The following is a 25,617-nucleotide window of genomic DNA, read 5'->3' as shown; positions in this document are numbered from 1 at the left end:
TGTATTTGCGGCCGTTACCCGTGGTTCTCGATGATGACTCCATGAGCGCACGACTGCGGGGGATCGCGAAGCAGACCGAGGAGATCGTCCGGGCCGGGAAGTACCACCTGCCCGACGGACGCGAGGTGCGCCTGGAACCGGAACTCGCCGCGGCGCTGGAGGGCGCCCGGCTGTACGGGCCCGCCCCCGTGGCGGTCACGCCGGACACCGACCGGGCAACCGCCTGCGAGGTCACGGGCGAGAGCAGCACCGAGGCGGCCTGCCGGCTCACCGCCGCCGGACCCGGCCCGGTCGCCGTCCTGAACTTCGCCTCCGCGCGCAACCCCGGCGGCGGCTACCTCAACGGGGCGCAGGCACAGGAAGAGGCGCTGTGCCGGGCCTCCGCCCTGCACGCCACGCTGCTGCGGGTTCCCGGGTTCTACGACCACCACCGCGCCGAACGCAGCGCCTTCTACTCCGACCGGGTGATTCTCTCCCCGGGCGTGCCCGTCTTCCGCGACGACCGCGGCCGGCTGCTGGAGACGCCGTACACGGCCGGCTTCCTCACCTCGCCCGCGCCCAACGCCGGGGTCATCACCAGCCGCACCCCCGGCGAGGCCCACCGCATCCCCGCCGCGCTCGCCTCCCGCGCCGAGCGGGTCCTGGAGACGGCGGTGGCGGGCGGCTACCGCCGTCTCGTGCTCGGCGCGTGGGGCTGCGGGGTCTTCCGCAACGACCCGGCGGTGGTCGCGGGGGTGTTCCACGGCCTGCTCACGGGCGGGGGCCGGTTCGCCGGCCACTTCGACGAGATCGTCTTCGCCGTCCTCGACAGGTCGGGCACGTCCCCCACCCTGGCCGCATTCCGCAACGCCTTCGCGGACCGGTGCGGGGCGGGCGCTCAGCTCCAGCCGTAGCGCTCCCGCAGCCGCCGCACGACCTGGTCGAACCGGGGCCGGTCCAGCGCGCACGCCTCACGGCGCATCCCCGCCTCGTGCACCCGCAGCACCCGGTCCAGATCCACCCACGACTCGCGCCCGGCGCCGTCCCACGGCCCGACGCCGATCGGCACCCACTCGTGGTCGTGGTCGTGGCGCTTGCTCGACAGCTGCACGGCGAGCAGCGTCCCGCCCGCCTCCCTGGCCACCACCAGCACCGGCCGGTCCTTGCCGCGGCCGTCGTTCTCCTCGAACGGCACCCAGGTCCACACGATCTCGCCCGGGTCGGGGTCGCCGTCACGGTTCGGGGCGTACGACGTGCGCACCGGCCCCACGCGGGCCGCAGCGGCCTCCGTGGTGGCGCTCGGCCCGGTGCTGCCGGGCAGGTCGGGGGCGGCGTCGGCGCGGGAGGAGCCGTGCGGGCGCGGTGCGTCGGGCACGGGGGTGGTGGAATGCGTCATCCCGTCACCGTAGTGCGCGGCGCGCGGCGGGTGTCTAGCGTCGCCTGCATGAACACTCAACCGCAGCGCTTCGGGATCCTCGTCATCCCCGAGACCGCAGAAAGCCAGGACCCCGCCACCCTCGCCCACCACGCGGTCCGCGTCGCCGTCGTCGACGCCACGGGCGAGCAGGGCGCGTCCGGCTATCCGCGGTACGTCGGCGACGGCGTCGAGGCCGACATCGACCCGCGGACCCGCACGGTGGAGGCACTGCTCGTGGACGGCGCGGAGCTGTCGCTGGGCCTGGTCGTACGCGTGGTGGACGCGGCCGACGTGTGACGCGGCGGGTCGGCCGCGCCGTCGTCACGCCGCGCCCGTCACGACCCCCACCGCTCGCAGCTCGGCCTCCACCCGGCCCGCCGCCTCGCGCAGCGCGCCCAGCATCGCCGCCCGCATCGCCTCCGCGCTGCCCCGCCCGGCGTGCTGCGCCACGTTCAGCGCGGCGACCACCGTGCCCCGGCCGTCGCGCACCGGGACCGCGAGCGAACGCAGGCCCTCCTCCAGCTCCTGGTCGACCAGCGCGTGGCCCTGCGCCGCCACCTCGTCGAGGACGGCCGTCAGCCGGCCCGCCGACGTCACGGTGTGCCCGGTCAGCGCCGGCAGCTCGGCGGGCAGCGCGGGCCGCTCACCCGCCGGCAGACCGGCGAGCAGCACCCGCCCCATCGCGGTGGCGTACGCCGGGAAGCGGGTGCCGACGGTGATGTCGATGCTCATGATGCGTACGGTCGGCACCCGTGCCACGTAACGGATGTCGGACCCGTCGAGGACCGCCAGCGACGCCGACTCGCCGACCCGCCGCACCAGGTCCGCGAGATGCGGCTGCGCGATGTCGGTCAGACCGAGGCCCGACAGCCGGGCGCAGCCCAGTTCGAGGACGCGCGGCCGCAGTACGAAGCGCTGTCCGTCGGGGCCCCGTCCCGCGTAGCCGAGGTGCTCCAGCGTCAGCAGCGACCGTCTGGCCGTGGCACGCGCAAGACCGGTGGCCTCCGCGACCGCGGTCAGCGGCATACCGCCGCCGGGGTCCGCGCCCAGCGCGCGCAGCACGTCGAGCCCCCGCGCCAGGGACTGGAGATACGCGGGCCCCAGCTCCCGCTTGGCCGCCGCGGTCGAGTCGTCGGCCCGGGCAGCCGCCGCGCCACGCGGCAGCCGCGGCGCGGCGAGCGCCTCCTCCATCGCGCCGCGCGTCCGGCGCAGCCGGGGCAGCACCGCTCGGGCCAGCGAGTCGGCCGTGTGCCGGCTGGTGTGACTGGCCACGCTCACCGCGCACACCGTCCGCCCGGCGGCGTCCCGCAACGGCAGCGCGACTGTGACCAGACCGGGTTCGACCCCGTATGACGGCTCGTGCGACTCGTCGAGTGCCGCCTCGCGCCCGTCCCGGAAGACCGCGCCGGCGGCACACCGCTCCGCCGGAAGCACGTCCCCGACTCTGAAGCTGAGGTTCATGGTCCGGCGGCTGGAGGCCCGTACGACGATCCGCACCAGGTCCTGGTCGGGGACCGCGACGGAGACCGGCTCGCCGAACTCGTCCGCGAGCCGCGCCACTGCCGGGCCCAGCGCCGCGGGCAGTCCGCTCGCCGTCAGATATGCGCCGCCGAGTTCCAGCAGCCGGGGCGTGAGCGCCACCTCGCGTCCGTCGCCGCGCACCAGCTCCAGCCGGGCCAGCGTGGACACCACCCGGTCCACCGTGGAGCGGGCCAGGCCCGTCGTACGGGCGAGATCGCCGTGCCGGACCCGGTCCGCGGCCTCGGGCGAGCACAGGGCGCGCAGCACGGCGAGGCCGCGGTCGAGCGGGCCCACGGGAGGGGGCGGGGGCTGCGGCATGGGGCTCCTTGTGCGGCGGGCGTCCGACGGGCCGTTGACAGCGGGCACCGCCGGGCAGAGACTCGGGCGCGAGTAATTGTGAACCAAAGTTCATCAGGCGAACAAGTCGAGTCGTCCGCCGCAGAACCGAACCGCCGCAAGAACCGAACCGACCGCAGAACTGAACCGACCGCAGAACCGAACCCGAGCGAAGAACTGAACAGCCCGCTGCTCCAGGCCCTGGGAGAGAACCGATGAGCATCCGCGACGTGTACATCGTCGACGCCGTACGCACCCCGATCGGCAAGTTCGGGGGCGCGCTCTCGTCCGTACGGCCCGACGACCTCGCCGCGCACGTCGTGCGGGCCCTGGTGGACCGGACACCCGAGCTGGACCCCGCCCGGATCGACGACGTCGTGTTCGGCGACGCCAACGGGGCCGGCGAGGACAACCGCGACGTCGCCCGGATGGCGGTGCTGCTCGCCGGGCTGCCGGTCTCCGTGCCCGGCGTGACCGTCAACCGGCTGTGCGGCTCCGGCATGGAGGCGGTCATCCAGGCGGCACGGGCCATCGCGCTCGGCGACGCGACCGTGGCGATCGCGGGCGGCGTCGAGTCGATGTCCCGTGCGCCGTGGGTGCTGCAGAAGCCCGAGCGCGCTTTCCCGGCGGGCCACCAGCAGCTCCACTCGACCACGCTCGGCTGGCGCATGGTCAACCCGGCGATGCCCGCCGAATGGACCGTGTCCCTCGGCGAGGGCGCGGAACTCGTCGCCGACAAGCACGCCATCACGCGGGAGCAGCAGGACGCCTTCGCCCTCGCCAGCCACCAGAAGGCCGCGGAGGCCTGGGCGAAGGGCTTGTACGACGGCGAGGTCGTCCCGTACGGCGATGTGGACCTGCCGCGGGACGAATGCATCCGCGACACCACCTCCATGGAGGCGCTCGCCAAGCTGAAGCCCTCGTTCCGCGCGGACGGCACGGTCACCGCGGGCAACGCCTCACCCCTCAACGACGGCGCCGCGGCGCTTCTTCTGGTCGACGAGGAGGGGCTGCGGGCGACGGGCCGCGAGCCGCTCGCCCGGATCCGCGCCTCCGCGGTCACTGGCATCGAGCCGCAGCTCTTCGGGCTCGGCCCGGTCGAAGCGGTCCGGCGGGCGCTCACGAAGGCGGGCAGGTCCTTCGACGACCTGACGGCCTTCGAGCTCAACGAGGCCTTCGCCGCGCAGTCGCTCGGCTGCCTGGCCGAGTGGCCGGAGCTGGACCCCTCGGTCGTGAACCGGCGGGGCGGCGCCATCGCCATCGGCCACCCGCTCGGCGCGTCGGGCGCCCGGCTCGCCGGCTCCGTGGCCCACCAGCTCGCGGCGGCGGGGTCCGGGGCCGGCATGGCGGCCCTGTGCATCGGCGTGGGGCAGGGGCTCGCCCTCGTACTGGAGCGCTGACGCGGCCGTCCCCGGCACGCCCGCGGACACACGTACGGGGCGCGACCGGACCTTCGTCCGTTCACGCCCCGTACGTCGTCCCACTCATGGCCCGAAGGGCACAGGTCTCGCTCTTCGACGGGTCAGGCCGTGGCCTGGCCGCCCTCGGCGGCGGCGCCCTGCTGGGCGTCATCGATCGACTTGCGGACCTCGTCCATGTCCAGGGCGCGGGCCTGACCGATGACGTCCTCGAGGGACGATTCGGGCAGCGCGCCCGGCTGGGCGAAGACCGCGACGTTGTCGCGCACGATCATCAGTGTGGGGATCGAGCGGATCTCGAAGGCCGCCGCGAGCTCCTGCTGGGCCTCGGTGTCCACCTTCGCGAACACCAGGTCGGGGTGCCGCTCGGACGCACCCTCGTAGACGGGCGCGAACTGGCGGCAGGGACCACACCAGGAAGCCCAGAAGTCGATCAGGACGAACTCGTTGTCGGTCACGACCTGATCGAAGTTTTCCTTGGTGAGCTCAACGGTGCTCATGGCTTACTACCTCTTCCTGACGACCGGCGGAGTCGCCCCGGACAACGGTGCCCGGGGCGGTGATATTCCTGCCCCTGCCCATGTGGCCATGACGCACACCCCCGATCAGACTGTCCCTATGACCCAAGCTGTGGAGTACGACGTCGTAGTACTGGGTGCGGGCCCCGTCGGGGAGAACGTGGCGGACCGGACCAGAGCGGCGGGCCTGAGAACCGCTGTGGTCGAGAGCGAACTCATCGGCGGGGACTGCTCGTACTGGGCGTGCATGCCGAGCAAGGCGCTGCTGCGTCCGGTCATCGCCAGGGCCGACGCCCGTAGGCTGCCCGGCCTGGACGGCGCGGTGCGGGGCCCCCTCGACACCAAGGCCGTACTCGCCCGCCGTGACGAGAAGGCGGCCCACTGGAAGGACGACGGCCAGCTGGCCTGGCTCGACTCCACCGGCGCCCACGTCTACCGGGGCAGAGGCGCCCTCGACGGCACGAGGAAAGTGGTCGTGCACGGACCGGACGGCGAGGTCCACTCGCTGACCGCGCGGCACGCCGTCGTCGTCAGCACCGGCAGCCGGGCCGTCCTGCCCGACCTCCCCGGCCTGGCGGGCGCCGGGGTGTGGACGAGCCGCGAGGCGACCAGCGCCCGCGAGGCGCCGGGGCGGCTGGCCATCGTCGGCGGGGGAGTGGTCGGCGTCGAGATGGCCACCGCCTGGCAGGCGCTCGGCTCGCAGGTGACCATGCTCGTCCGCGGCGGGGGACTGCTGCCCCGGATGGAGCCGTTCGTGGGCGAGCACGTCGCCGAGGGCCTGAAGGAGGCCGGCGTCACGATCCGGACGGACACCGAGGTGGCCGGCGTCGAACGTCCCGGCGGCAGCGGCCCCGTGACCCTGGTCCTCGCCGGCGGCGAGCGTATCGAGGCCGACGAGGTGCTCTTCGCGACCGGCCGCGCCCCGCGCACCGACGACATCGGGCTGGGGACCGTGGGCCTGGAACCAGGCTCGTGGCTGACCGTCGACGACAGCTGCCGCGTCACGGGCACGGAGTGGCTGTACGCCGTCGGCGACGTCAACCGCCGTGCGCTGGTCACCCATCAGGGCAAGTACCAGGCGCGCATCGCGGGCGACGTCATCGCCGCGAGGGCGCAGCACGTCCCGCTCCTGGAGTCCGACCGCTGGGGCGCGCACTGCGCGACGGCCGACCACGCCGCGGTGCCGCAGGTCGTGTTCACCGACCCCGAGGCCGCCTCCGTGGGCCTGTCCCTCGCCGAGGCGGAACAGGCGGGCCACCGGGTGCGCGCCGTCGACTACGACCTCGCCTCGGTCGCGGGCGCGAGCCTGTACGCGGACAACTACCGCGGCCACGCCCGCATGGTCGTCGATCTCGACCGGGAGACCCTCCTCGGCGTCACCTTCGTCGGGGCGGGCGTCGGCGAACTGCTGCACTCGGCGACGATCGCGGTGGCGGGGGAGGTGCCTCTGGAGCGGCTGTGGCACGCGGTTCCCTCGTTCCCGACGATCAGCGAGGTCTGGCTGCGGCTGCTGGAGACGTACCGGGCGGCCTGAGGAGGCCCTGGCCTGGGGGCGTTTGCGCCCCGGGGGACGGCCGGGCACCGGGGCGCGTTTCCCGCGGGTGCCTCCTGCCCCCGGGGGCGGATCTCCAGCGGGGTTCTCCTGGCCCGGGGGCGCGTCTCCGGCTGGGGCGTCCTGCCCCGGGGGCGGCCGAACGGCCGTGATCACCCTCGGGCATGCTGGCGCGGTGACCGTGCTCTCCGCCTTCCTGCCCATCTGGGTGATCACCGCGCTCGGCTGGGCGGCCGGCCGCTTCGGCGTACTCGGAGAGCACGGGCAGTCGGTCCTGGGCCGGTTCGCCTTCACGTACGCCATGCCGGCGCTGCTGTTCGTGACCCTGTCACGCGCCCGGGTCTCCGACCTGGCGAACCCGGGGGTGGCGGTCTTCGCCGCGAGCGTGCTCGTCATGTTCGGGCTCGGCCTGCTGATCGGCCGCTGGGTGTTCCACCGCAAGCAGGCGGAGCGGGCGATATCCGCCATGGCGGGCTCCTATGTGAACTCCGCCAACCTCGGCATTCCGGTGGCCGTGCACGTACTGGGCGACGCGTCGTTCGCGGTGGCGGCGGCCCTCTTCCAGACCCTGTTCGTCACCCCACTGGTCCTGACCCTGCTGGACCTCGACGCGCGGCCCGGCACGGGCGCCAGACGCCGCCTGCTGCGGCTGCCCCTGCGCAACCCGATCATCGCCGCGTCGGCGGCGGGCGTGGCCGTGGCCGCACTGGGCCTGCGCCTGCCGGAGGTGGTGACCGCGCCTGCCGAGATGCTCGGCGGCGCCGCCGTCCCCGCGGCGCTCTTCGCGCTCGGCATGTCGCTCGACACCCGAAAGACGGGCCCGGCCGGCCCGCCGCTCGCGGAGGCCGCACGGGGCGCGCGTGCCGAACGGTACGTCGTGGTCACCCTCAAAACAGCCGTCCAACCCCTCGTCGCCTACGCGCTCGCCCGTTGGCTTTTCGGCCTCGAAGGCCACGACCTGCTCGCGGTCGTGCTGTGCGCGGGACTGCCGACGGCCCAGAACGCGTTCATCTTCGCGTCCCAGTACCGCCTCGACACGCGGCTCGTCTCGGACACCGTCGTACTGTCCACCCTGCTGTCCATGGGCTCCCTGACCGTGATCACCTGGCTCCTCGCCTGAGCCGGACCGGCGGCTGCCCGGCGCCACCGGGTAACCAGGCAACCGGGTAACCAGGCAACCGGGCGACCGGTGACGAAACCCGCAGCGGGAGGGTGGACTTCCGGCGCCCGTACGGGAATAGGTTGGGTCCCATGAGCAATCTCGATCGTCAGGCCGGCCTCTCCGTATGCGGCGGTCGTGGGTTCGTCGTCGCAGAGCCCGTCCGTGAACTCCTCAGTCCCCGCCGCGTCCCGCTCGGCGAGTCCACCGAGGTCCGCCGCCTCCTGCCCAACCTGGGCCGGCGCATGGTGGGCGCCTGGGCCTTCGTCGACCACTACGGCCCCGACGACATCGCCGACGAACCCGGCATGCAGGTGCCGCCGCATCCGCACATGGGCCTGCAGACGGTCAGTTGGCTGCACGAGGGCGAGGTCCTGCACCGCGACAGCACCGGCGTGCTCGCCACGATCCGCCCCCGGGAACTGGGCCTCATGACCTCCGGGCGGGCGATCAGCCACTCGGAGGAGAGCCCCCGCCCCCACGCCCGCTTTCTGCACGGCGCACAGCTGTGGGTGGCGCTGCCCGCGGAACACCGCCACACCGAGCCCCACTTCCAGCACCACACCGACCTGCCGCAGGTCACGGCCCCCGGCCTGACCGCCACGGTCGTTCTCGGCACCCTCGACGGAGCGACGTCGCCGGGCACCGCGTACACCCCGATCGTGGGCGCGGATCTGGCCCTGGCCGCGGGCACGGAGGCGCGCCTGCCGCTCGACCCGGACTTCGAGTACGCGGTGCTCTCCATGTCCGGCGAGGCCCACGTCGACGGCGTCCCGGTCCTCCCGGGCTCCATGCTCTACCTCGGCTGCGGCCGCACCGAACTCCCGCTGCGCGCCGAGTCCGACGCGGGCCTGATGCTGCTGGGTGGCGAGCCGTTCGAGGAGGAGATCATCATGTTCTGGAACTGGATCGGACGGTCCCAAGAGGATATCGCACAGGCCCGCGAGGACTGGATGAACGGCACCAGGTTCGGCGAGGTGAAAGGCTACGACGGCCCTCCGATTCCAGCCCCGGAACTGCCCGCGACGCCGCTGAAGGCGCGGGGGAGGGTGCGCTGAGCTGGGACAATCACCTGAACTGGTTTGAGGTGGGTTGGCTAGGAGGGTTCCGTTTCCTGGCGAGGCATTGCTGCTTACTCGGCCCCTGGGGTGCGCTGTGGGTCTTGGGTGCGACTCCCATGTGGCGCAGGGTGTGGTGACGTTTGGCGGAACGAATGCTGACTCTATGCTGACTTTACTGACGAGTAGTCAGTTCATCCAGTGGCGACCCGCGCGTTGGCGTCGCGCCGGGAGTGAGCCAGCCGAGGGCTCCGCCGGCAAGGCGGTCTCGTACACGTGCGGAGTCGTGGCGTGTGTTGCGTCGCGCGTGATGGGCAACGGTCGACTCCGCGTCTACGCCGATCCAGCGAGTTGTGGGTAGTCCACAAAGGATGCCCTCTCAGCTGCCCTCGGTTCGCGGCGGGACCGCTTCTGCGTGCGGGATCATGATGCGAGTTGCCGAGTTCGCGAGAATGCCGCCGGAGAGGCGGCATCGGTCCTCCGTAAGTTGTTTGGCGGCCCGCGACGGTCATCTCGGGGCCGGGTGACGGCGGCCAGTAGATACTCCCCGTAGGCGGCCACTTAGCGCCCCATTCATGGCCAAGGGTTGCCCCACGGGCGGCCATATATCTCCCCGGACCTGGACCGATGCCGGTCGGCGAAGCTGGCCGGTGTGAAGAACAGCAGGGAGATCATGGAGATCCTTGAGGCATACGACCTCACGGGGAGTTACCGAGCGGCGGCCGAGCTGGCCGGCTGCGACCACCACACGGTGGCCCGGTATGTGCGGGCTCGGGCCGAGGGCAAGAGCCCGACCGAGCGGCAGCACCGGGCCCGTCCGATCGATGAATACCTCGCGAAGATCGAGGAGTTGGTGGTGAACTCCCACGGCCGGATCCGTGCCGATGTCGTGCACCGGCGGATCACGGCGATGGGCTTCACAGGCGGGGAACGGACCACCCGGCGGGCGCCGTAGAACGGCGCCGCGCCTGAGTCGCCGACGGGCGTGAGGAACCGCCGATGAGCATCGGGAAGGACGATTTCGTACTCAACCTCAAACGCAGCGACGCGCGCTTCCGCCAGCTTCGGACCAGGGCGGAACAGAAGTCAGTAAGTGGTGAACAAGCCGTCGTCCTTCATTTCTTCGATGCTGTGCGCGAAGGCGCGGGAGACGTGCTGGAGGTCTTCGGCTGTGTGTGCGGCGCTGAGCATCATCGTGTGCAGTTCGGGGACGTAGACGCCGTGTTTGCGCATGTAGTAAGAGAGGGCCAGGTTCGCTTTGAAGTTCGATCCGGCCAGCCGATCCCTGATGAGCCGTGGGGCGGCGTGGTCGAAGGTGATGGAGAAGATGGAGTGTGCGGCCGCCACGTTGCAGGGGATTGCGCTGGTGGCCGCGTGGGTGGTCAGTTCCTGGGCCAGCCACTCGGTCTTGTGCTGCAGTTCGTCGTAGATGCCAGGGTGTGATTTCAGGTGGGCGAGGACGGCGGTGCCCGCGGCGGCGGTGATGGAGTTTCCGCTCATGGTTCCGCCGACGAATGCCCGCGTATCGATGTCGAGGTAGGGGTCGCCGGTGGTGCGGGCGATGTCGATGACGTCGGGTCGTCCTGCCACCGCTCCGCACGGCAGGCCACCGCCGATGATCTTGCCGAGGCAGGTCAGGTCCGGTGTGACGCCGACGAGGTGCTGGGCGCCGCCGTAGCGGACGCGGAAGCCGGTGATCACCTCGTCGTAGATCACCAGGATGGTCTCGCGTGCGCAGACCTCCTGGAGCTGCTGGAGGAAGGAGCGGTCGAAGGCCGCCGTCGTCACCGGCATGGGTTCGAGGATGACGCACGCGAGAGTTCCCGCGTGGGCGGCGATGCGGTCCAGCGAAGCGGGGTCGCCGTACTGCAGGACGAGGGTTTCTTCCACCACGGTGCGCTGCATGCCGGCCGAGTTCGCCACCGGGTTGGGGGATGGGGCGTCGCCGCTGTAGCGGAAGAGGGAGCTCACCAGGCTCTGGTCGGAGAACCCATGGTAGTGGCCCTCGAATTTGGCCACGCGCTGCCGTCCCGTGTAGGCGCGTGCCACCCTCAGCGCCATCTGGACCGCTTCCGTCCCCGAGTTGCCGAGGATGACCTTCGTTCCGGTGCCGAAGGCTTCGGCGATGAGTTCTGCCAGTCGGAGTTCCGCGGGATTGCCCAGAGCGTTGACCGATCCGCGGGCGACGGCTTCCTGGATGGCGCGGGACGTGCCGGGATGTGCGTAGCCGAGGATGTGCGGGCCGTAGCCGCACGAGAGGTCGACGTACTCGTTTCCGTCGAGGTCGTGGATGTGGGCGCCCGTGGCCTTCGTGATGACGAGGGGGAAGGCGCTGGGCAGGCCGTAGCGGTCCAGGTGGGTGGGGGCGACCAAGTAGCGGGCGGCGTCGCGGCGGGCCGCCATGGAGCGAGGGCTCAGGCCGCCGATCTCGTGCTCGAACTTCTCTCGCACCGCTTCGCTCATGTACGGGGAAAAGAGGTCGGTGAAGCGCCGGGCGTTGTCGTAGAGGTTGATGTCCGGATCGGTCTGCGTCACGAAGCCCTCGCCCGTGAGTAGCGACAGTGACAGCAGCGAGAACCGGGTGGAGGCACGCGCGCCATATCCGTGCAGCAGGCGGGTGGCGTCGTCGAAGAACTCCATGGTGGACCAGCGCGACGTCTGCACCTGGAAGTGGCGGCGCAGGATGGCGGCCAGCTTCTCCGCGTACTCCTCGTGGTGGGGCACCAGCCGTTCGGGGTTGGCCACGAAGGTGCGGACGAACCGCTCCGTGGCCGTCTGCCACTGCCCGCGGATGCACGCGTAGTAGAAGGAGGACAGGTTCCACTTGTCGTCCGCGGACAAGGTGCCCACGAGGCCGAAGTCGAGCAGCACGATCTGACCGCCGGGGCGGAACAGGATGTTCCCGGGGTGGGGGTCGACGTGGAAGCGTCCGTGGAAGAACACCATGCTGTAGAAGACGTCCTGGAGACGGCGCGCCAGGGCCGGCCGGGGATGGCCGGCCTGGCCCGGGTCCATCCCGGGGACGCCGTCGACGTACTCCATGACCAGCACATCATCCGTACACAGATGGTCGTACGTACGGGGAACGTGCAAGAAGGGATGGCCGCGGAAGTTCCGTGCCACTTCGTTCTGCCGGGCGGCTTCCTGGCGCATGTCGCACTGGCCCACCAGCAGGGGATGCAGCTCGGCGAAATGACCGGGCAGGTCGTAGGGGCGCAGTGGGGGGCAGAGGGCGTGCACCGCGGCGAGGAACTTTCCCAGGGCTCGTGTGCTGGCTTCGAGCCTTTGCCTGACGCCGCTCTTGACGATTTTCACGGCCACGTCGGTGCCGTCCGCGAGGACGCCGCGGTGGACCTGGGCGACGGAGCCGACGGCGACCGGCTGCCAGGCGAAGGACGCGAAGGCCTCGGCGACGGGGACGGGGAGCCCGCGGTCCACCGTACGGCGCAGCGCTGCCTCCGGCATGGGCGGCAGCCCGGAGAAGAAGGACCGGAACTCCTCGGCCGCCTCGGAGGAAAGGAGCCCCGACTGCGTGCCCAGGACCTGCCCCGCCTTCATGTACAGGGGGCCCATGCGCAGCAGGTAGCCGCGCAGCAGAGCGGCGAGGCGCAGGCGGGGATCCGGCCCGCCGGAGCGGGATACGCGGTCCAGGCCCCACCGCATCGTGTAGTACGCCGTCCACCACAGGAGGCGTCCGGCCTCCACGACGGCGCCTGCGATCATGTGCAGGCCGGAGACGCGGGCCTGGCGGGGTGCGGCCGCCGCCCGGGGCGTACCGCCGCTGCCGGGTCTCGGTTCCGGCTCGTTCGACCCCGCCCCCAGGTCCAGCGGTTCTGCGGCGGGCGACAGAGCGTGCGGAGTGCGGTAGGCCACGACAGTTCCTACTCTTCTTCTCGGAGCGGGGGCGGGCGGTGTGGGGGCGAGGACACGTCAGGACCGGTCACCTCACGTCAGCTCCCGTCAGGTCGGCGCGAGCGGGCAGGGCCGGCCGTGCTGTGGCTGTCGGGCCCGGGTGTGCGGTGAGCGGAGCAGCCCTCAGGCCTGGCGGAGGACGAGTACCGCGTTGTGCCCGCCGAATCCGAACGAGTTGCTCATGACCGCTTCCATCCGGTGCGGACGGCGTTGCTTGGCAACGACGTCAAGGTCGATCGCCGGGTCGAGCTGGTCGAGGTTGGCCGTGGGCGGGATGGTCTGGTGCTGCAGAGTCAGGGTCGCGAGCGCCGCTTCGATGGCCCCTGCCGCGCCGAGGGTGTGGCCCGTGACGCCCTTGGTGGAGGTGACGGGGGGCGGATGGCCGTTGAAGAGCCGGTCCAGTGCGGCGGCTTCGATGCGGTCGTTCATCACCGTGGCGGTACCATGCGCGTTGACGTGGGAGATGTCGGCCCCGTTCAGGCCGGCGTCGGCCAGCGCCGCGGTGAAGGCCCGTTCGAAGCCGATGCCTTCGGGGTGCGCCGCGGCGTAGTGGTAGCCGTCGGTGGACGAGCCGTAGCCGCAGAAGTAGGCGCGCGGCCGGGCACGGCGGGCCCGCGCGTCGGCGGCCCGCTCGAGCACCAGGATGGCCGCGCCTTCGGCGAGGACGAACCCGTCACGCGTGCTGTCGAAGGGGCGACTCGCGCCCCGGGGGTCGTGCACTCTCCGGGACAGGGCGCCCATTTGGGAGAAGGACAGCGAGGTGAGGGGGTGGCAGGGCGCCTCGGTGCCACCGGCCAGGACGACGTCGCAGCGGTCGGCCAGCAAAAGGTCGCGGGCGGTCCCCAGCGCGGTGGCCCCCGATGCGCAGGCCGTGGTCACGGCCATACTCGGGCCGTACGCCCCCATGACGATGCAGATCTCGGCGGCGGCGGCGTTCACGGTGGAGCGGGGCACGGTGAGGGGGGAGAGCGTCTCGTAGGCGTGGTCGCTGTATTTGCGCAATGCCGCGACGCTGGTCTCCTTGCTCTCCGTGCCGACCCCGACGACGACTCCGACGCGCGCACCGTCCCAGGCGGCGGTGTCGAGGCCCGAATCCCTGACCGACTCGTGGGCGGCGGCGAGCGCCAGGTGGACGAAGCGGTCGGTGCGCCACACGGCACGGCCGAGCAGTGCCGCGGCGTCGAAGTCGGGGACGCGGCAGGCGAGGGGCACGGGTACGTCGCCCAGTTCCGGGTCGACGGCGGCCGTGGAGATGCCGGAGCACACTCCTTGCCAGCTCGTGACGACGTCGGTGCCCGCGGCGGTGATGAGACCGACGCCGGTCACCGCGATGTCGCGCCGGCTCATGCCTGGTGCACCGGAGCGCCGGCGGCCGCTTGCACGGCCGCTGCGGGCTCTTGGGCGCGTTCGACGGCGGCCACGGCCTCGCCCAAGGTGCCGTGAACGGATTTGAGGTGCTCGACATCCGGTACGCGCAGGCCCAGGTCGTCCTGCAGGATGCACATGAGTTCCACTACTGCCAGCGAGTCCATGCCCAGGTCTTCGAGCGTACTTTCGGGCTCGATCGTGTCCTCGGGGATGTTGAAGTGGCGCGTCAACGCGCTCTTGATCGGTTCGTACAGTGACGTCATCTACTGCCCCGCATCGGTCGTCGTGGGTGGGGTGTGAGGCTTACAACCGGATCACCACCAGGCCGGCGCTGCTACCTGCGGCCAGGCCGATCAGTGCCACCAGGTCGCCGGGCCCTGCCAGTCCGCTGTCGATGGCGGTGGCGAGCTGCAGCGGCAGCGACGCGGACGCGACATTGCCGTGGCGGGGAAGGGAGATCACGAGTTTTTCCCGGGGGATCCCGAAGCCCGCGGCGCACAGGTCGTCGAGGTCGCTGAGCGACACCTGGTGCACACCGATGAAGGAGAAGTCGGCGACGTCCAGGGCCAGTTCGTCGAGCAGAGGAGGCAGATGGGTTCGGCAGAGAAGGTGGAGGCTGTCGCGTATGCGGGTGCTCTCCATCTGGAAGAAGGCGGACTCCCCGGGGACCTGCCGCACGGTGCGTGTCCCGCCGTGCAGGACGGTGGCGCACGGCCAGACGGCGGAGTCCGCCGCGAAGCGGGCGCCGAGCACGCCACGGGACTGTGAGGGGATTCCGGCCTCTTCCCCGGCTTCCCACAGCAGCGCGGCGCCGGCGTCGGAGAAACCGAAGGAGGGGAAGGAACGGGCGAAGGCGGAAGCGTCGGGAATCCGTAGCCTCGCGTACAGCGACGGCGCCTCCCCGCAAGTGATCAGCACCCTGCGGTACTGTCCGGAGGAAATCAGCGCCTGAGTGATCTCAATAGCGTTCAGAACGCTGTTGCAGGCATTCTTCACATCGAACACCGGGCAGTTCAGCCCCAAATGCGCGGCAACGATGTGGGAAGTCGCCGGCTCCGCCAGGTCCTGGCTCGCCGCCGCGAAAATCATCAGGTCGATGTCCTCGGGCCCGGCGCCGCAATCGGCCAGCAGTTTACGCGCGGCATTCACTGCCAGGTCAGAAGCCTGCTGGTCGTCGCCGATCAGATGCACGCCTCGCACACCGGTCAGTTGGGTCAGCAGCCCCGGAGGCGGAACGAAACCACCGCTCGCGGCCACGATCTGGGCTTCCCGCTCGGCCATGTCGACCCAGCGTTCAGGGAGGTGGGCCGTCACTCCCGCGAGACACGCTCTGACGTCGCTCACCCGAACAAAGCTAGCCGCTAGCTGCACTGCCCATCCGAATCTGTCGACCAGCGCGGCGGCAACGCGATGTGAAATTCACGAAGAAGGAGCAAAATGCTTTCAAGGGTGTCGTTTAGGGATGTCGTTTCATGTATACATGGGCTGCCCGGGGCTGGGCACCCTGCTCCCCACCGTGTTCCCCACGGCCCACTCGCCCAACTGGCCGCCCCTCACCCCACCGAAGGAGCGGATGCCACCGATGACGACCCGTCGCCCCACACCGCGGCCCCAGGACCCCGACCTCATGGCCCGGCGCCTGCTGCGCGCCTCCGCCGCTCCGGCTCCCCGCGACGCCATCGACTGGGACACACCGGTGCCGGACGACGTCTGGTTCTGTCGCCCCGAGCGCCTGTCGCTGTTCGGCACGCCGTTGTGGGAGGAGATGGACCAGAAACAGCGCATCGAGCTGTCCCGGTACGAAATGGCCAGCTTCATGAGCGCGGGGATCTGGACCGAACTGTGCCTGATCCAGCTGCTGGCGAAGTACATGGCCTCGTCCCGGAACTTCAGCGACAGCCGCAGCCACTACGCACTGACGGAAGTGGCGGACGAGACCCGGCACTGCGTGATGTTCGGCCGGGCGATCCGCGCCATGGGGTGTGACCCGTACTCGCCTTCGCCAGCCGTACAAAGGCTGTTCGCCCTGGCCAGCACCTTGTACAGCGAACTCAGCATCTTCTCCCTTGCGCTGGTAATCGAAGAAGTCAACGACCGCCTGCAGCGGGAGATCGTACGGGACGAACGCGTGCAGCCCTTGGTGCGCGAGGTGTGCCGCCTGCACGTCACCGAAGAGGCCCGTCATGTCAGCTTCGCCCGAACCGAGTTGCTCGACACCGCGGCCCGTACTTCCCGGCCGCGCCTGCTCCTCCAGAGGGAACTCACCGCCGTGTCCGCCTTCGTGGCCCTGGCCCAGCGCATCCACCCCGGCGTCTACTCTGCGGCCGGTCTCGATCCCATCCGCGCCCGCCGCGAGGCCCGCGGCAACCCGCACTACCGCCGGACACTGCACTGGAGCGGCGAGCGGCTCATCAGCTTGCTGACCCAGGCAGGGATGATCGGCCCGTGGCAACGGCACTGGTGGCGCAGGGCAGGCCTCCTGCCGTAGTCACCAGGGCCGGCACCAGCGGTTAGCGACGTAGTCCACCAGCCCGTGGGAACCGACCGCCCCCAGGGCGACCCGCTTGACGTGATCACCCACCGGGTACGGAGCCAGCGCGTCGGCCATCATGCTCATCCGCGTCCGTACCCCGACCACGTACCGGGCCCGGGGGCGGGCCGCCCCCAGGGCACGCTGGACGGCCCGGGCGACCGGCTCGGGCGAGGGGAGCATGGCGCCCGCCCGCAGCGGCGCCTCGGCGGCCCGGTACATACCGGCGAACTGCGACTGCCCGTCCATCGCCAGGTCCCGGAGGCCGTCGGCCGCCTTGTGCCAGATGTCGCTCGCGTATCCGCCGCCCTCGATGAGGACCACGTGCACTCCGCCGGGTGAAGCCTCCATCCGCAGCGCGTCATTGACGGTCGCCAGGGCCGCCTTGCCGGCGCAGTACCAGCCCATGCCCGGAGCGGTGATCCGGCCCCCCAGGGAGGAGATGTTGACGATGCGCCCCCCGCCCCGGCGGCGCATCGCCGGGAGGACGAGTCTGGCCAGCCTCGCCGGAGCCAGCACGTTGACCTCCAGCAGGTAGCGTGCGGCTTCGTCACCGACATCCTCGACTGCCCCGGCCAGCGGAACGCCGGCGTTGTTGACGAGGGCCCACGGACCGCCGCTCTGTTCCGCGACCTGCTCCAACGCCTGCTGACAGGACGGCGGATCGGCCACGTCCAACAGCACCGCATGCAGGCGAACGCCCCGCTCAGCAGCTGCGGCACGCAGCTTGCCGGCCTTCTCCTCGCTGCGGGCGGTGGCGAAGACCTCGTACCCCACGGAGGCCAGCCGCAGCGCGGTGGCCAACCCCAGCCCGCTGGTCGCCCCGGTGACCATGACACTGCGCCGCATCTGCGGGCCTCCTCAAGACCATCGTGCGCGTGTATGCCGCGCAACGTCCGGACACCCACTGTGCCAAGCTTTCGGGAGCGCGCGCGGCAGTCGACCGGCGCGCCGGTGAGAGCAGACCGGTAAGCGATCAGTAGTACGTGCCAACCGGCGGACGCCGCCGCCGCGCGTCCCACACTCCCAGTCCCCTCGTCTGTAGATTGCCGACCTGCGCAGCTCACCGCCGAAGGAGCCACGCCCCATGACCCACCACTCCCTGCCGCGGGCTCAGACGCCCGAAGTCGTCGCGCAGCGGCTGCTCCGGACCTCCGTCGCCCACTCGTTCGATCCCGTCACGGACATCGGCTGGGAAGCGCCACTGGTGGAGGGAGCGTGGTTCTGCGTACCCGAGCGACTGTCGCTGTACGGCACGCCGCTGTGGGAAGGAATGGACGAGCGACAACGGATCGAGCTCTCGCGGCACGAGTTCGCCAGTCTCGCCGGCATGGGAGGCTGGCTCGAGCTCTGTCTGATCCAGATGCTCGCGCGGTACCTGGCTTCACGCGATCTCAAGGACGCGCGAACGCACTACGCACTGAACGAAATGGGCGACGAGACCCGGCACGTGACCATGTTCGGGATGCTGCACCGCAAGCTGGGATGTCCCTCCTATGGCCCTCCCGCCTACCTCCGTCGCGCGTTCACGGCGGGCAGCCCCGCGTTCCAGGACCTCACCACATTCGCCCTCGCACTGGTCACCGAGGAGCTACTGGACCGCTTCCAGAGGGAGATCGCCCAAGACGAGCGCGTGCAGCCGCTCATCCGGCGGATCTGCCAGATCCACGTCGTCGAAGAGGCCCGCCACGTGAGCTTCGCCCGAACCGAGCTGCGCAACGCGGTGGCACACGCGTCGGCGACCCGCCGCGCCTTCCACCGCCACCTGACCGGTTTGGCGGCATCCCTCGACGTCCCGTGCCTGCTGGACCCGGTCCTCTACCGCGCCGTCGGCCTCGATCCTGCGGAGGCCCGACGGCAGGCCAGATCCAACCCCCACTTCAGGGAAACGATGCTGTGGAGCGGCGAAAAGCTCATTGCCTTCCTCACGGAGACCGGGATGATCGGCCGGGCCCAGCACCTGTGGTGGCGGAGGGCCGGGCTGATGAGATGAACGCGGATGGGGGCGGAGACTGACAGGGGCTCCGACTGCGCGCCACGCCCTGGGGACGATGCTCTCCTCCAGCAGTGCGGCGCCCTCGGCGGCCGAGGTCCTCCACGCCCGGTACGCGGGCCGGCTGCCCGCCACGCTGGAGAAGCTCGTGGGGCCCGGCAGGGGGCGGTCGAGCTGCCTCTGCATATCGCCTGGATGCTCTTACGGATGTCAAGCAGCGGTTGCTGCTGGGTGTTCTGTGGCTGCTGTGTGGGTGTTTTGCCTGGTGAGGGCGTTGAAGACGTCGCGGGCGACGTAGGGTTTGAGACAGCGCATGATCTCCTTCTTCGACATGCCTTCCTGGGTTCGTCGCTCCACGTAGGTTCTGGTGCGTTTGTCCCAGCGCAGGCGGCAGATGATGATGCGGTGAAGGGCGGAGTTGGCCTGTCCGTAACGAACCCCGGTTGAGGCGGTGGCGGTGGGTGCGGCCGGACGACGCGGGCAGCGGTGCGACGCCGCAGAGCATCGCGAAAGGGGCCTCGGATGTGAGGCGTTCGGGGTTCTGTCCGGCAGTGACCAGGAGCTGGCCCGCGACTTCGTGGCCGACCCCGTTGAGGGAGGGCCAGCAGCTCGGGGCGGCCGCCGTCGATGACCTCGAGGTGAATCTCGGTTTCGCAGCACCGGACGGCAGCGCGACGTCTCCCGCGCCGTGAGTAACGAAGACATGGCACCTTGTTGCACAGCAAGCTCCTGGTCCGCGCGGCCTCGCGGTCGGCGGCGACGGCCTTCGGACACGGCGGAAGGGCCAGCACATGATGCTGGTCCTTCCGGATCTATTGCGGGGCAAGGGAAATTGGAGTTACGCGGAGTGCAGGATCGTGACCCAAACGTCCTTGCCGTGCGCCGTGGAGGAGCAGCCGTATCCGTTGCTGAACTCCTTGATCAGCACTAGACCGCGACCGCCTTCATCGCTGTCGCCAGCGAAGACCGGGACTGGGAGTCGGGGATGGGGATCACTGACGCAGAGGAAGACGCCGTCAGGGGTTGCGGGTGAGGACGACTTTCACGGGAACCGAGGGTTCATCCTCCTTGCGGGCGTGCTGGAAGGCGTTCGTCAGCAGCTCGGACGCGGTGAGAGTGACCCGCCAGTCGAAGCGAACAGGTGGCGGAGTAGCGGTCGTCAGGGAGACGCAATAGTGCGGCCGGTGAGAACGGCGGGACTCCGCGCGACGGCAAACGCTCCAAGACGGTGCTGACCGACGTCGGGCCCGGTGGAGATAGCCGTGCCCCGCGACCGCGACGGCTCCTTCGAACCGGAGGCCCGTTCCCGAGGCCCCGGCCGGGAGCGGTTCTCGGCGCAGGCCAAGTGATCCGACACCGCAGTGCCCATGCCTGCCGCGTGGAACGGGCCGCACTCATTCCTCGAGTGCGGCCCGTTCCACGTCCGACAGTGTCAACTCGGCCTTCGGCCGCCCCATGCAGCATGCCTACACACCTGAACAGAATTCCTGACTCTGAAGACTAGACGTCACCTTCGATGTCCATGCGGGTCACCGTGGCCGGTGAGGCGCGGTTGCCGCTCCGGGCCGGGCCGCCTTCATGGTCGGCGTCCCGTGGTCGCTGAGACGTGGTCCATATGCAACACGGGCGGCCCGCTCCTGCGCGGTCAGCCCACGACGCCCGTCGCGCGCAGGATGTTGAAGACACCGAGACCGGTCGCCACGAGCACCACCACGCCGCCGAGCACATTGCGCGTGAGACTGTTGCGGTGGTCACCGAGAAGGTCACGACGGTTCATCACGACCAGCAGGAAGACCGCGACGATCGGCAGCAGCAGCCCGTTGGCTGCCTGCGCGAAGAGGATCGCGGTGACCGGGCTCTCGCCGAGCACAGCGAAGATCGTGCCCGCGAGGATCACCAGCGCCCAGATCGCGCGGAACCTGGTGGCCTTCAGGTCGGGCTTCCAGCCCAGCGCCCCGCTGACCGCGAACGCGGCCGCGAGCGGCGCGGTGATCGCACTGGTGAGTCCGGCGGCGAACAGCCCGAGTGCGAAGAAGCCCTGGGCCCACGACCCGAGCAGCGGCTCCAGCTGGGCCGCCATGTCGGCGGCGCTCGTGACGCCGAGCCCCTTGGTGAACATGGCCGTCGCCGCGGTGGTGACCACAGCGAGCGTGATGAGACCGCCCAGACCGATGGCGAGGTAGGTGTCGCCGCGCGACTCCTTCAGCGCCTCGTCGACGGGCACGTCCTCGCTCCACTTCTGCTGGACGGAGCTCGCGTGCAGGAACAGGTTGTAGGGCACGACAGTGGTGCCGATGAGCGCGATCACCATGAGTGTCGAGCCGGTGGGCACCGACGGAACGAGCCCGCCGAACAGGTCTCCCAGATTCGGTCGCACGATCACGGCCGTCGCTACGAACACCACGCTCATCAGGACGACGAGGGCGATGATCGCCCCTTCGATCAGGCGGTACGTGCCGGTCAGGAGCAGGATGAAGGCCACGGCGCCGACCACGCCGGCCCATACCTGGGGCGACACGCCCGTGAGAGCTTCGAGACCGAGGCCGGCGCCGGTGAGGTTCCCGGTCTGGAAGGCCGAGTTGCCGAAAGCGATGGCGACCACGACCAGCCCGATGGCGCCGTATTTCACGGCGGGCTGGCGGAAGGTCGTGCGCAGCGCCTCGCCCAGACCGGCCCGGCTCACGATGCCGAGGCGGGCCGACATCTCCTGCAGCACCATCGCCGCACCGACGGAGAACGCCACCGCCCACACCAGCGCGAATCCGAAATTCGCGCCGGAGATGCTGGCGGTCGTGACCGTCCCAGGGCCGATGAACGCCGCGGTGACCAGCAGTCCCGGCCCAAATCTGCGGGTTTTTGGGCGGACAGCTGGTCGCTGTCCCGCCTGGCTGTCGATTTCACTCATGGGGGAGCTCCTTAGCCATCTTGCTCGACGCACATTTCGCGGGCTTGATGTGAGAACAAACTAGGGATCGTTGAACGATCCTTCAAGAGGGTGAGAGTCTTTTTATACGACCTGGCGGGCGAGGTCGTGCGGGGAGCCGTGGGCCGTGCTGCATGTCGGCAGGCTCAGTCGGCGTCGGCATGCAGCACGGCCCACACCAGGTGACCGTGGGGCAGGCGCCAGGCGCCCCAGTCGGAGGACAGGGCCTGGATCAGGCGCAGCCCCCGCCCGTCGCAGTGGATGTCGTCGCCGGCTTCGCGGGGAGCCGGAACATCGCTCCATCCTCGACCGTAGTCGCCGACCTCGAGACGGACCGCGTCTTCGGTCGCCGTGCGGATGCGCCGCACGGTGTGCCAGACCGGATCACCCTTTGACCCGTGGTAGATCGCGTTGGTGACGAGCTCGGAGACGATCAGTTCTGCATCGTCGACGAGATGCGGCAGTCCCCAAGCCCGCAGCCGGTCCCCGACCTGTCGGCGGGCGGAGCGGGCCGACGCGGCCGACGCGGGAAGGGTCCAGGTCTGCTGGTCGGTGATGTCGGCATCCGGGGCCGGCTGCGCCTGAGTGGCGGTGTAAGGAGGCATTTGAGCACTCGCTGGGGATGCGCACGGGCTGCGCCGTGCGGCGGGTTCCGCCTCCGAGGGGGCTCGAAGCGGCTGGACAGGGGCCTGGGGCCTGTGGCCTCGGCCGGGTCGCGGGACGGTAGTACCGGCCGCGAGCCACAACCTCCGCCTTTCCATTTCTGCGTAGGATCGTTCTACGATCCGCCCTCTGGACTATTCAGTCACTTCGCCGAGCTGTCAACCCCTCGTCCGCGCCTCCGGGCGGCCGTGTCGGGCACCAGGACCCACCGCGGGTGACGCCCTGCCGGTGCAGCACCCTCGACCCCTCACCCCGGATCCTTCCGGCCTCTCTGCACACCCTCGTTGAGCTGCAGGTCTGCTCGAAGTGGGTGTAGGACCCGGAGTGGGCACCGACCCGAGGCTGCTCGTGACGCAGTAACGCCGCTCTGGACGGTGTCCCTACCGCGCTGGGTAACATTTCGGATAAGCAGGCCTATTGCATGTCTGCATCGACCCCGTGACGCTTGCGGCACGCCACTGAGCGACGGGAAGGTGCCGGCACCGCGGGCGTGGCGGAGCGGACCGGTGGAAGCCGCCGTCGAACCGGGACAGCCGGGCACCTCAGGTTCGCCGCGTGGACGGGGACACCCCTCGGCGCGGCGGGGTGGCAGGCGAGGCCACCCGGGCGCGGCCTGACCCGTGCAGCACCGACGGTCACCGGCGGATGCGGCGCCGCTCCCGCGAAATCGCTGTCCGCGGTGCCGCGGGCCGCTCCCAGCTCCTACGTGAGCGGGGCAGGCGGCGACTCGCCGGCAGGCGCACGCCGTTGTCAGTGGCCCGCACTGGAATGATCACACCAAGCGCGGAAGGGCCGGGCCGGATGAACCGTGCGGGCAAGTTCCTCATGCGGCCCACCGTGGGTCAGGCGATCGCGCTCGCTGAGATCCTGCGGGATCACTGCTCCCTCTGCAACGGGCATCCCAGGAGCGGCGTGGCGCCTACCGGCACGGCTCGAAGACGAGCGTCGAGTACAGGCAGCAGTCCGCTCAGTCAAGGAGACTCGGGCGTTCGATCCGGAGGCGAGGGCGCTGGTCGTTCTCGTCACAGCAGGCGACGCGGCGTCATCTCGACGTTCGCAGTGTTCTCTCGCCGGGTTCGAGTCCGGGGATACGCCGGGGTATCCATGGTGGTGTGCCCGCATTCGGGGCACCGCCGGGAGGTGTTGCGGGGGCCCACAGCCATCACTCCTCGTCCGGCATCCCGATGTGGTCCTGACCCTTCTGTGCACTCCCCAAGCTCTCGAACTGAGCGGCACCCTCGATCGCCTCGCCTACCGGCCGTCCGCGCTCATGGCCTTCGGAGGGGAACCGCGGCTCGGAAGGACCGGTGGTGACTCCAGCGGCTGGCGCTGTTCTACCGGCGCGAGCCGCCTTCGCCGCCGGCGATGCTCTCGGAGTACCGCTGGACGAGCTGCTTCTCGGCGTCGTCCAGATACGCGGCCAGAAGCAGCTCTGCCTTGACCCTGTCCGCCGCCTTGAGGGCAGCGAGGATCTCCCGATTGCGCGCCAGGTACGGTTCATGGAAACTGCGCGGATTGTCCATGGCATGGAAGACCAGGCGCAGTTCGGCCAGGACACCGCGCATCAGTTCATCAAGGCGTCTGCTGTGGGCGAGGGCCACGACGGCGTGATGGAAGTGGATGTTGGCTGTGCCAAGTGCGAGTGAAGAGCCTTCCTCGGCGGCCTTCTCCCCTTCGGCGACCGCGGCCTCGGCCTGGCTCAGGTCGTAGGGCGGCGCCCCCAGGGAGCGTACTGCTGCGCACTCGATAAGCCTGCGCACCTGGTAGATGTCGGTGACATCCTGCACGGTGAGCATGCGGACGAAGACGCCGCGGTTGAGCTCGTGGACGAGCAGTCTTTCGCGCGTGAGCAGGCGAAACGCCTCTCGGAGGGTGTTGCGGGAGATCCCTAGGGCGTTGCCGATGGCGTCCTCGGAGAGCTTGCTCCCCGGCGGCAGGTACCCCTCGGCGATGCGTGCACGCAAAATGTCCGTGACCCGGTCGGCCGTGCTCGAGCGCCCGAGCAGTGCGCGGTCGCTGACGAGCACGGACGGGTCGACCTCGGCTGTCATGGCTTTCATCCTTCTTGTACGGCCGACGGCGTCCGACGGTCTCCCAGAGGCGGTTTCTGTGCTGTCCCAGTCAACCGGAAACTCGCGAACGAAACAACAGGGGCCTTGTCGGATCGTTCAACGATATTCTATCTTGGGTGTGTGGCTGCGGGCGACCCGCCCTGGCGGCCAGGACGCACAGTTCATAGAGGGCGGAAGTGGATCTTCCTCGGAGGGCCACCGGAACCGCACGGCTTGCCGCAGGCGGCGGCCCTGATTCCAGTGGGCGGACGGTTTCTAGCGAAAGGACCGCTGATGACTGCAGTCGCCCATCGGGAGGCTCTGACCCCCGGCGAGGCGCGCGCGCTGTTCCGTAACGGCACGAGTTCGCCCACTACGGGATGGTGTGCCACCTACACCCAGACCAACCTCATCGCAGTACCCGCCGACTGGGCCTACGACGTTCTCCTGTTCTGCCAGCGCAACCCCAAGCCCTGCCCCGTCCTGGACGTCACCGACCCGGGGTCCACGACCACGGTGCTGGCCCCGGGCGCCGACCTGCGCACCGACGTGCCCCGCTACCGAGTCTGGGAGAACGGCCGGCTCGTCGACGAGCCCAGCGACGTCACCCATGCCTGGCGCGGCGACCTGGTCACCTTCCTCATCGGATGCAGCTTCACCTTCGAGAGCGCCCTGGCCGACGCGGGCGTACCCCTGCGGCACGTCGATCAGGGGCGCAATGTTGCAATGTACCGAACAAGCCGCGAGTGCCGCCCCGCCGGCCGGATGCACGGCCGCATGGTGGTGTCCATGCGGCAGATACCGGCCGAGCTGGTGGGCGCCGCGAGCCGGGTGAGTGCGCTGATGCCCTCTGTCCACGGAGGCCCGGTGCACGTCGGGGAACCCGGCGCCCTGGGCATCGAGGACCTCACCCGCCCGGACTTCGGTGACCCGGTCGAGGCAGAGCCGGGCGATGTACCTGTGTACTGGGCCTGCGGCGTCACACCGCAGACGGCCCTGATGGCCTCGCGCCCCCCGTTCGCGATCACCCACGCGCCCGGGTACATGCTGATCACTGATGCCCGGGACACGGACTACCGCCTCGGATGAAGGCGCTGTGGTATCTCGTGCCGAGCGGACTGTGCCAAGGAGACAGAACAGCTGTGACAGACATCGTGATCGACCTGAACGCCGACTTGGCGGAAGGCTTCGGGCGTTGGACCCTCACCGACGACGAGGC

Annotated in this window: 20 protein-coding genes and 4 pseudogenes; 12 read left to right on the top strand and 12 right to left on the bottom strand. The window is 70.3% G+C overall.

Translation table 11 applies throughout. The annotated features are described in order from the left end of the window. Positions 1 to 41: 41 nt before the first annotated feature. Positions 42 to 893 (top strand): TIGR02452 family protein, encoded by an 852-nt coding sequence (locus tag ACWD01_RS30930; protein WP_451166417.1) that lies wholly within the window; start codon positions 42 to 44, stop codon positions 891 to 893. On the opposite strand, the gene ACWD01_RS30925 is transcribed toward ACWD01_RS30930, so the two are convergent. Next, entirely contained in the window at positions 878 to 1,375 is a 498-nt protein-coding gene (locus ACWD01_RS30925) for a type II toxin-antitoxin system PemK/MazF family toxin (protein ID WP_451166415.1), read from the bottom strand. The two genes, ACWD01_RS30930 and ACWD01_RS30925, sit on opposite strands and share 16 nt — an antisense overlap. Before the next feature lie 48 nt (positions 1,376 to 1,423). On the opposite strand from ACWD01_RS30925, the gene ACWD01_RS30920 reads away from it, so the two are divergent. Continuing rightward, a complete protein-coding gene (locus ACWD01_RS30920) occupies positions 1,424 to 1,693 on the top strand; it encodes a hypothetical protein (RefSeq protein WP_451166413.1) in 270 nt (89 codons plus the stop codon). Positions 1,694 to 1,717: 24 nt separating this feature from the next. On the opposite strand, the gene ACWD01_RS30915 is transcribed toward ACWD01_RS30920, so the two are convergent. Further along, complete coding sequence (locus tag ACWD01_RS30915; protein ID WP_451166411.1) at positions 1,718 to 3,235, bottom strand: IclR family transcriptional regulator domain-containing protein; 1,518 nt, start codon at positions 3,233 to 3,235, stop codon at positions 1,718 to 1,720. 233 nt (positions 3,236 to 3,468) lie between these two features. Here ACWD01_RS30915 and ACWD01_RS30910 point away from each other — a divergent pair, with 233 nt between their 5' ends. Next, positions 3,469 to 4,653, top strand: coding sequence for a thiolase family protein (locus ACWD01_RS30910; protein WP_451166409.1), 1,185 nt, complete (start codon positions 3,469 to 3,471; stop codon positions 4,651 to 4,653). A gap of 122 nt (positions 4,654 to 4,775) precedes the next feature. Here ACWD01_RS30910 and trxA read toward each other — a convergent pair whose 3' ends face one another. Continuing rightward, a complete protein-coding gene (gene trxA / locus ACWD01_RS30905) occupies positions 4,776 to 5,171 on the bottom strand; it encodes a thioredoxin (protein WP_451166407.1) in 396 nt (131 codons plus the stop codon). Between the two features lie 118 nt (positions 5,172 to 5,289). Here trxA and ACWD01_RS30900 point away from each other — a divergent pair, with 118 nt between their 5' ends. The 4 genes and pseudogenes from ACWD01_RS30900 to ACWD01_RS30885 all read left to right on the top strand — a co-directional run. Next, positions 5,290 to 6,723: a dihydrolipoyl dehydrogenase family protein gene (locus ACWD01_RS30900; RefSeq protein WP_451166405.1), complete on the top strand. Its 1,434-nt coding sequence runs from the start codon at positions 5,290 to 5,292 to the stop codon at positions 6,721 to 6,723. Positions 6,724 to 6,916: 193 nt separating this feature from the next. Then, positions 6,917 to 7,861: an AEC family transporter gene (locus ACWD01_RS30895; RefSeq protein WP_451166403.1), complete on the top strand. Its 945-nt coding sequence runs from the start codon at positions 6,917 to 6,919 to the stop codon at positions 7,859 to 7,861. Positions 7,862 to 7,992: 131 nt separating this feature from the next. After that, positions 7,993 to 8,958 carry a pirin family protein gene (locus tag ACWD01_RS30890; protein ID WP_451166402.1) on the top strand — a complete coding sequence of 322 codons (966 nt, stop codon included), beginning with the start codon at positions 7,993 to 7,995 and terminating at the stop codon, positions 8,956 to 8,958. 652 nt (positions 8,959 to 9,610) lie between these two features. Further along, positions 9,611 to 9,904 (top strand): annotated as a pseudogene (locus ACWD01_RS30885) (IS21 family transposase); the annotation flags it as partial. Positions 9,905 to 10,044: 140 nt separating this feature from the next. On the opposite strand, the gene ACWD01_RS30880 reads toward ACWD01_RS30885, so the two are convergent. From ACWD01_RS30880 to ACWD01_RS30865, 4 genes are all read right to left on the bottom strand, one after another. Continuing rightward, positions 10,045 to 12,831: an aminotransferase class III-fold pyridoxal phosphate-dependent enzyme gene (locus ACWD01_RS30880; protein ID WP_451166400.1), complete on the bottom strand. Its 2,787-nt coding sequence runs from the start codon at positions 12,829 to 12,831 to the stop codon at positions 10,045 to 10,047. Positions 12,832 to 12,993: 162 nt separating this feature from the next. Beyond that, on the bottom strand, positions 12,994 to 14,217 hold the full coding sequence (locus ACWD01_RS30875; RefSeq protein WP_451166398.1) for a beta-ketoacyl-[acyl-carrier-protein] synthase family protein: 1,224 nt from the start codon (positions 14,215 to 14,217) through the stop codon (positions 12,994 to 12,996). Further along, positions 14,214 to 14,501: an acyl carrier protein gene (locus tag ACWD01_RS30870; RefSeq protein WP_451166396.1), complete on the bottom strand. Its 288-nt coding sequence runs from the start codon at positions 14,499 to 14,501 to the stop codon at positions 14,214 to 14,216. Before ACWD01_RS30870 ends, ACWD01_RS30875 begins: the two co-directional genes overlap by 4 nt. Positions 14,502 to 14,541: 40 nt before the next feature. Beyond that, positions 14,542 to 15,519 (bottom strand): 3-oxoacyl-ACP synthase III family protein, encoded by a 978-nt coding sequence (locus tag ACWD01_RS30865; protein WP_451166394.1) that lies wholly within the window; start codon positions 15,517 to 15,519, stop codon positions 14,542 to 14,544. Positions 15,520 to 15,865: 346 nt separating this feature from the next. Here ACWD01_RS30865 and ACWD01_RS30860 point away from each other — a divergent pair, with 346 nt between their 5' ends. Continuing rightward, positions 15,866 to 16,726: an AurF N-oxygenase family protein gene (locus ACWD01_RS30860; protein ID WP_451166392.1), complete on the top strand. Its 861-nt coding sequence runs from the start codon at positions 15,866 to 15,868 to the stop codon at positions 16,724 to 16,726. Here the strand turns inward: ACWD01_RS30860 and ACWD01_RS30855 are convergent, their stop codons facing one another. Continuing rightward, a complete protein-coding gene (locus ACWD01_RS30855; RefSeq protein WP_451166390.1) occupies positions 16,727 to 17,617 on the bottom strand; it encodes an SDR family oxidoreductase in 891 nt (296 codons plus the stop codon). A 238-nt stretch (positions 17,618 to 17,855) separates the two neighbouring features. Between ACWD01_RS30855 and ACWD01_RS30850 the strand changes: the two genes are divergently transcribed. Then, entirely contained in the window at positions 17,856 to 18,761 is a 906-nt protein-coding gene (locus ACWD01_RS30850) for an AurF N-oxygenase family protein (RefSeq protein WP_451166388.1), read from the top strand. 210 nt (positions 18,762 to 18,971) lie between these two features. Here ACWD01_RS30850 and ACWD01_RS30845 read toward each other — a convergent pair. Next, a pseudogene (locus ACWD01_RS30845) lies at positions 18,972 to 19,335 on the bottom strand (transposase); the annotation flags it as partial. A gap of 609 nt (positions 19,336 to 19,944) precedes the next feature. Between ACWD01_RS30845 and ACWD01_RS30840 the strand changes: the two are divergent. After that, positions 19,945 to 20,059 (top strand): annotated as a pseudogene (locus tag ACWD01_RS30840) (transposase); the annotation flags it as partial. 347 nt (positions 20,060 to 20,406) lie between these two features. Here the strand turns inward: ACWD01_RS30840 and ACWD01_RS30835 are convergent. From ACWD01_RS30835 to ACWD01_RS30825, 3 genes are all read right to left on the bottom strand, one after another. Then, a complete protein-coding gene (locus tag ACWD01_RS30835; protein WP_451166386.1) occupies positions 20,407 to 21,666 on the bottom strand; it encodes an Nramp family divalent metal transporter in 1,260 nt (419 codons plus the stop codon). 164 nt (positions 21,667 to 21,830) lie between these two features. After that, complete coding sequence (locus tag ACWD01_RS30830; protein ID WP_451166384.1) at positions 21,831 to 22,289, bottom strand: ATP-binding protein; 459 nt, start codon at positions 22,287 to 22,289, stop codon at positions 21,831 to 21,833. 1,392 nt (positions 22,290 to 23,681) lie between these two features. Next, positions 23,682 to 24,398, bottom strand: a complete 717-nt coding sequence (locus ACWD01_RS30825) for a GntR family transcriptional regulator (RefSeq protein ID WP_451166382.1) — start codon at positions 24,396 to 24,398, stop codon at positions 23,682 to 23,684. Between the two features lie 294 nt (positions 24,399 to 24,692). Between ACWD01_RS30825 and ACWD01_RS30820 the strand changes: the two genes are divergently transcribed. Both ACWD01_RS30820 and ACWD01_RS30815 read left to right on the top strand, forming a co-directional pair. Then, complete coding sequence (locus ACWD01_RS30820) at positions 24,693 to 25,487, top strand: putative hydro-lyase (RefSeq protein ID WP_451166380.1); 795 nt, start codon at positions 24,693 to 24,695, stop codon at positions 25,485 to 25,487. Between the two features lie 53 nt (positions 25,488 to 25,540). Beyond that, positions 25,541 to 25,617 (top strand): annotated as a pseudogene (locus tag ACWD01_RS30815) (LamB/YcsF family protein); the annotation flags it as partial.

It is taken from the genome of Streptomyces sp. NPDC002835, assembly GCF_053591995.1.
This window is presented reverse-complemented; position numbering and strand designations above follow the sequence as displayed.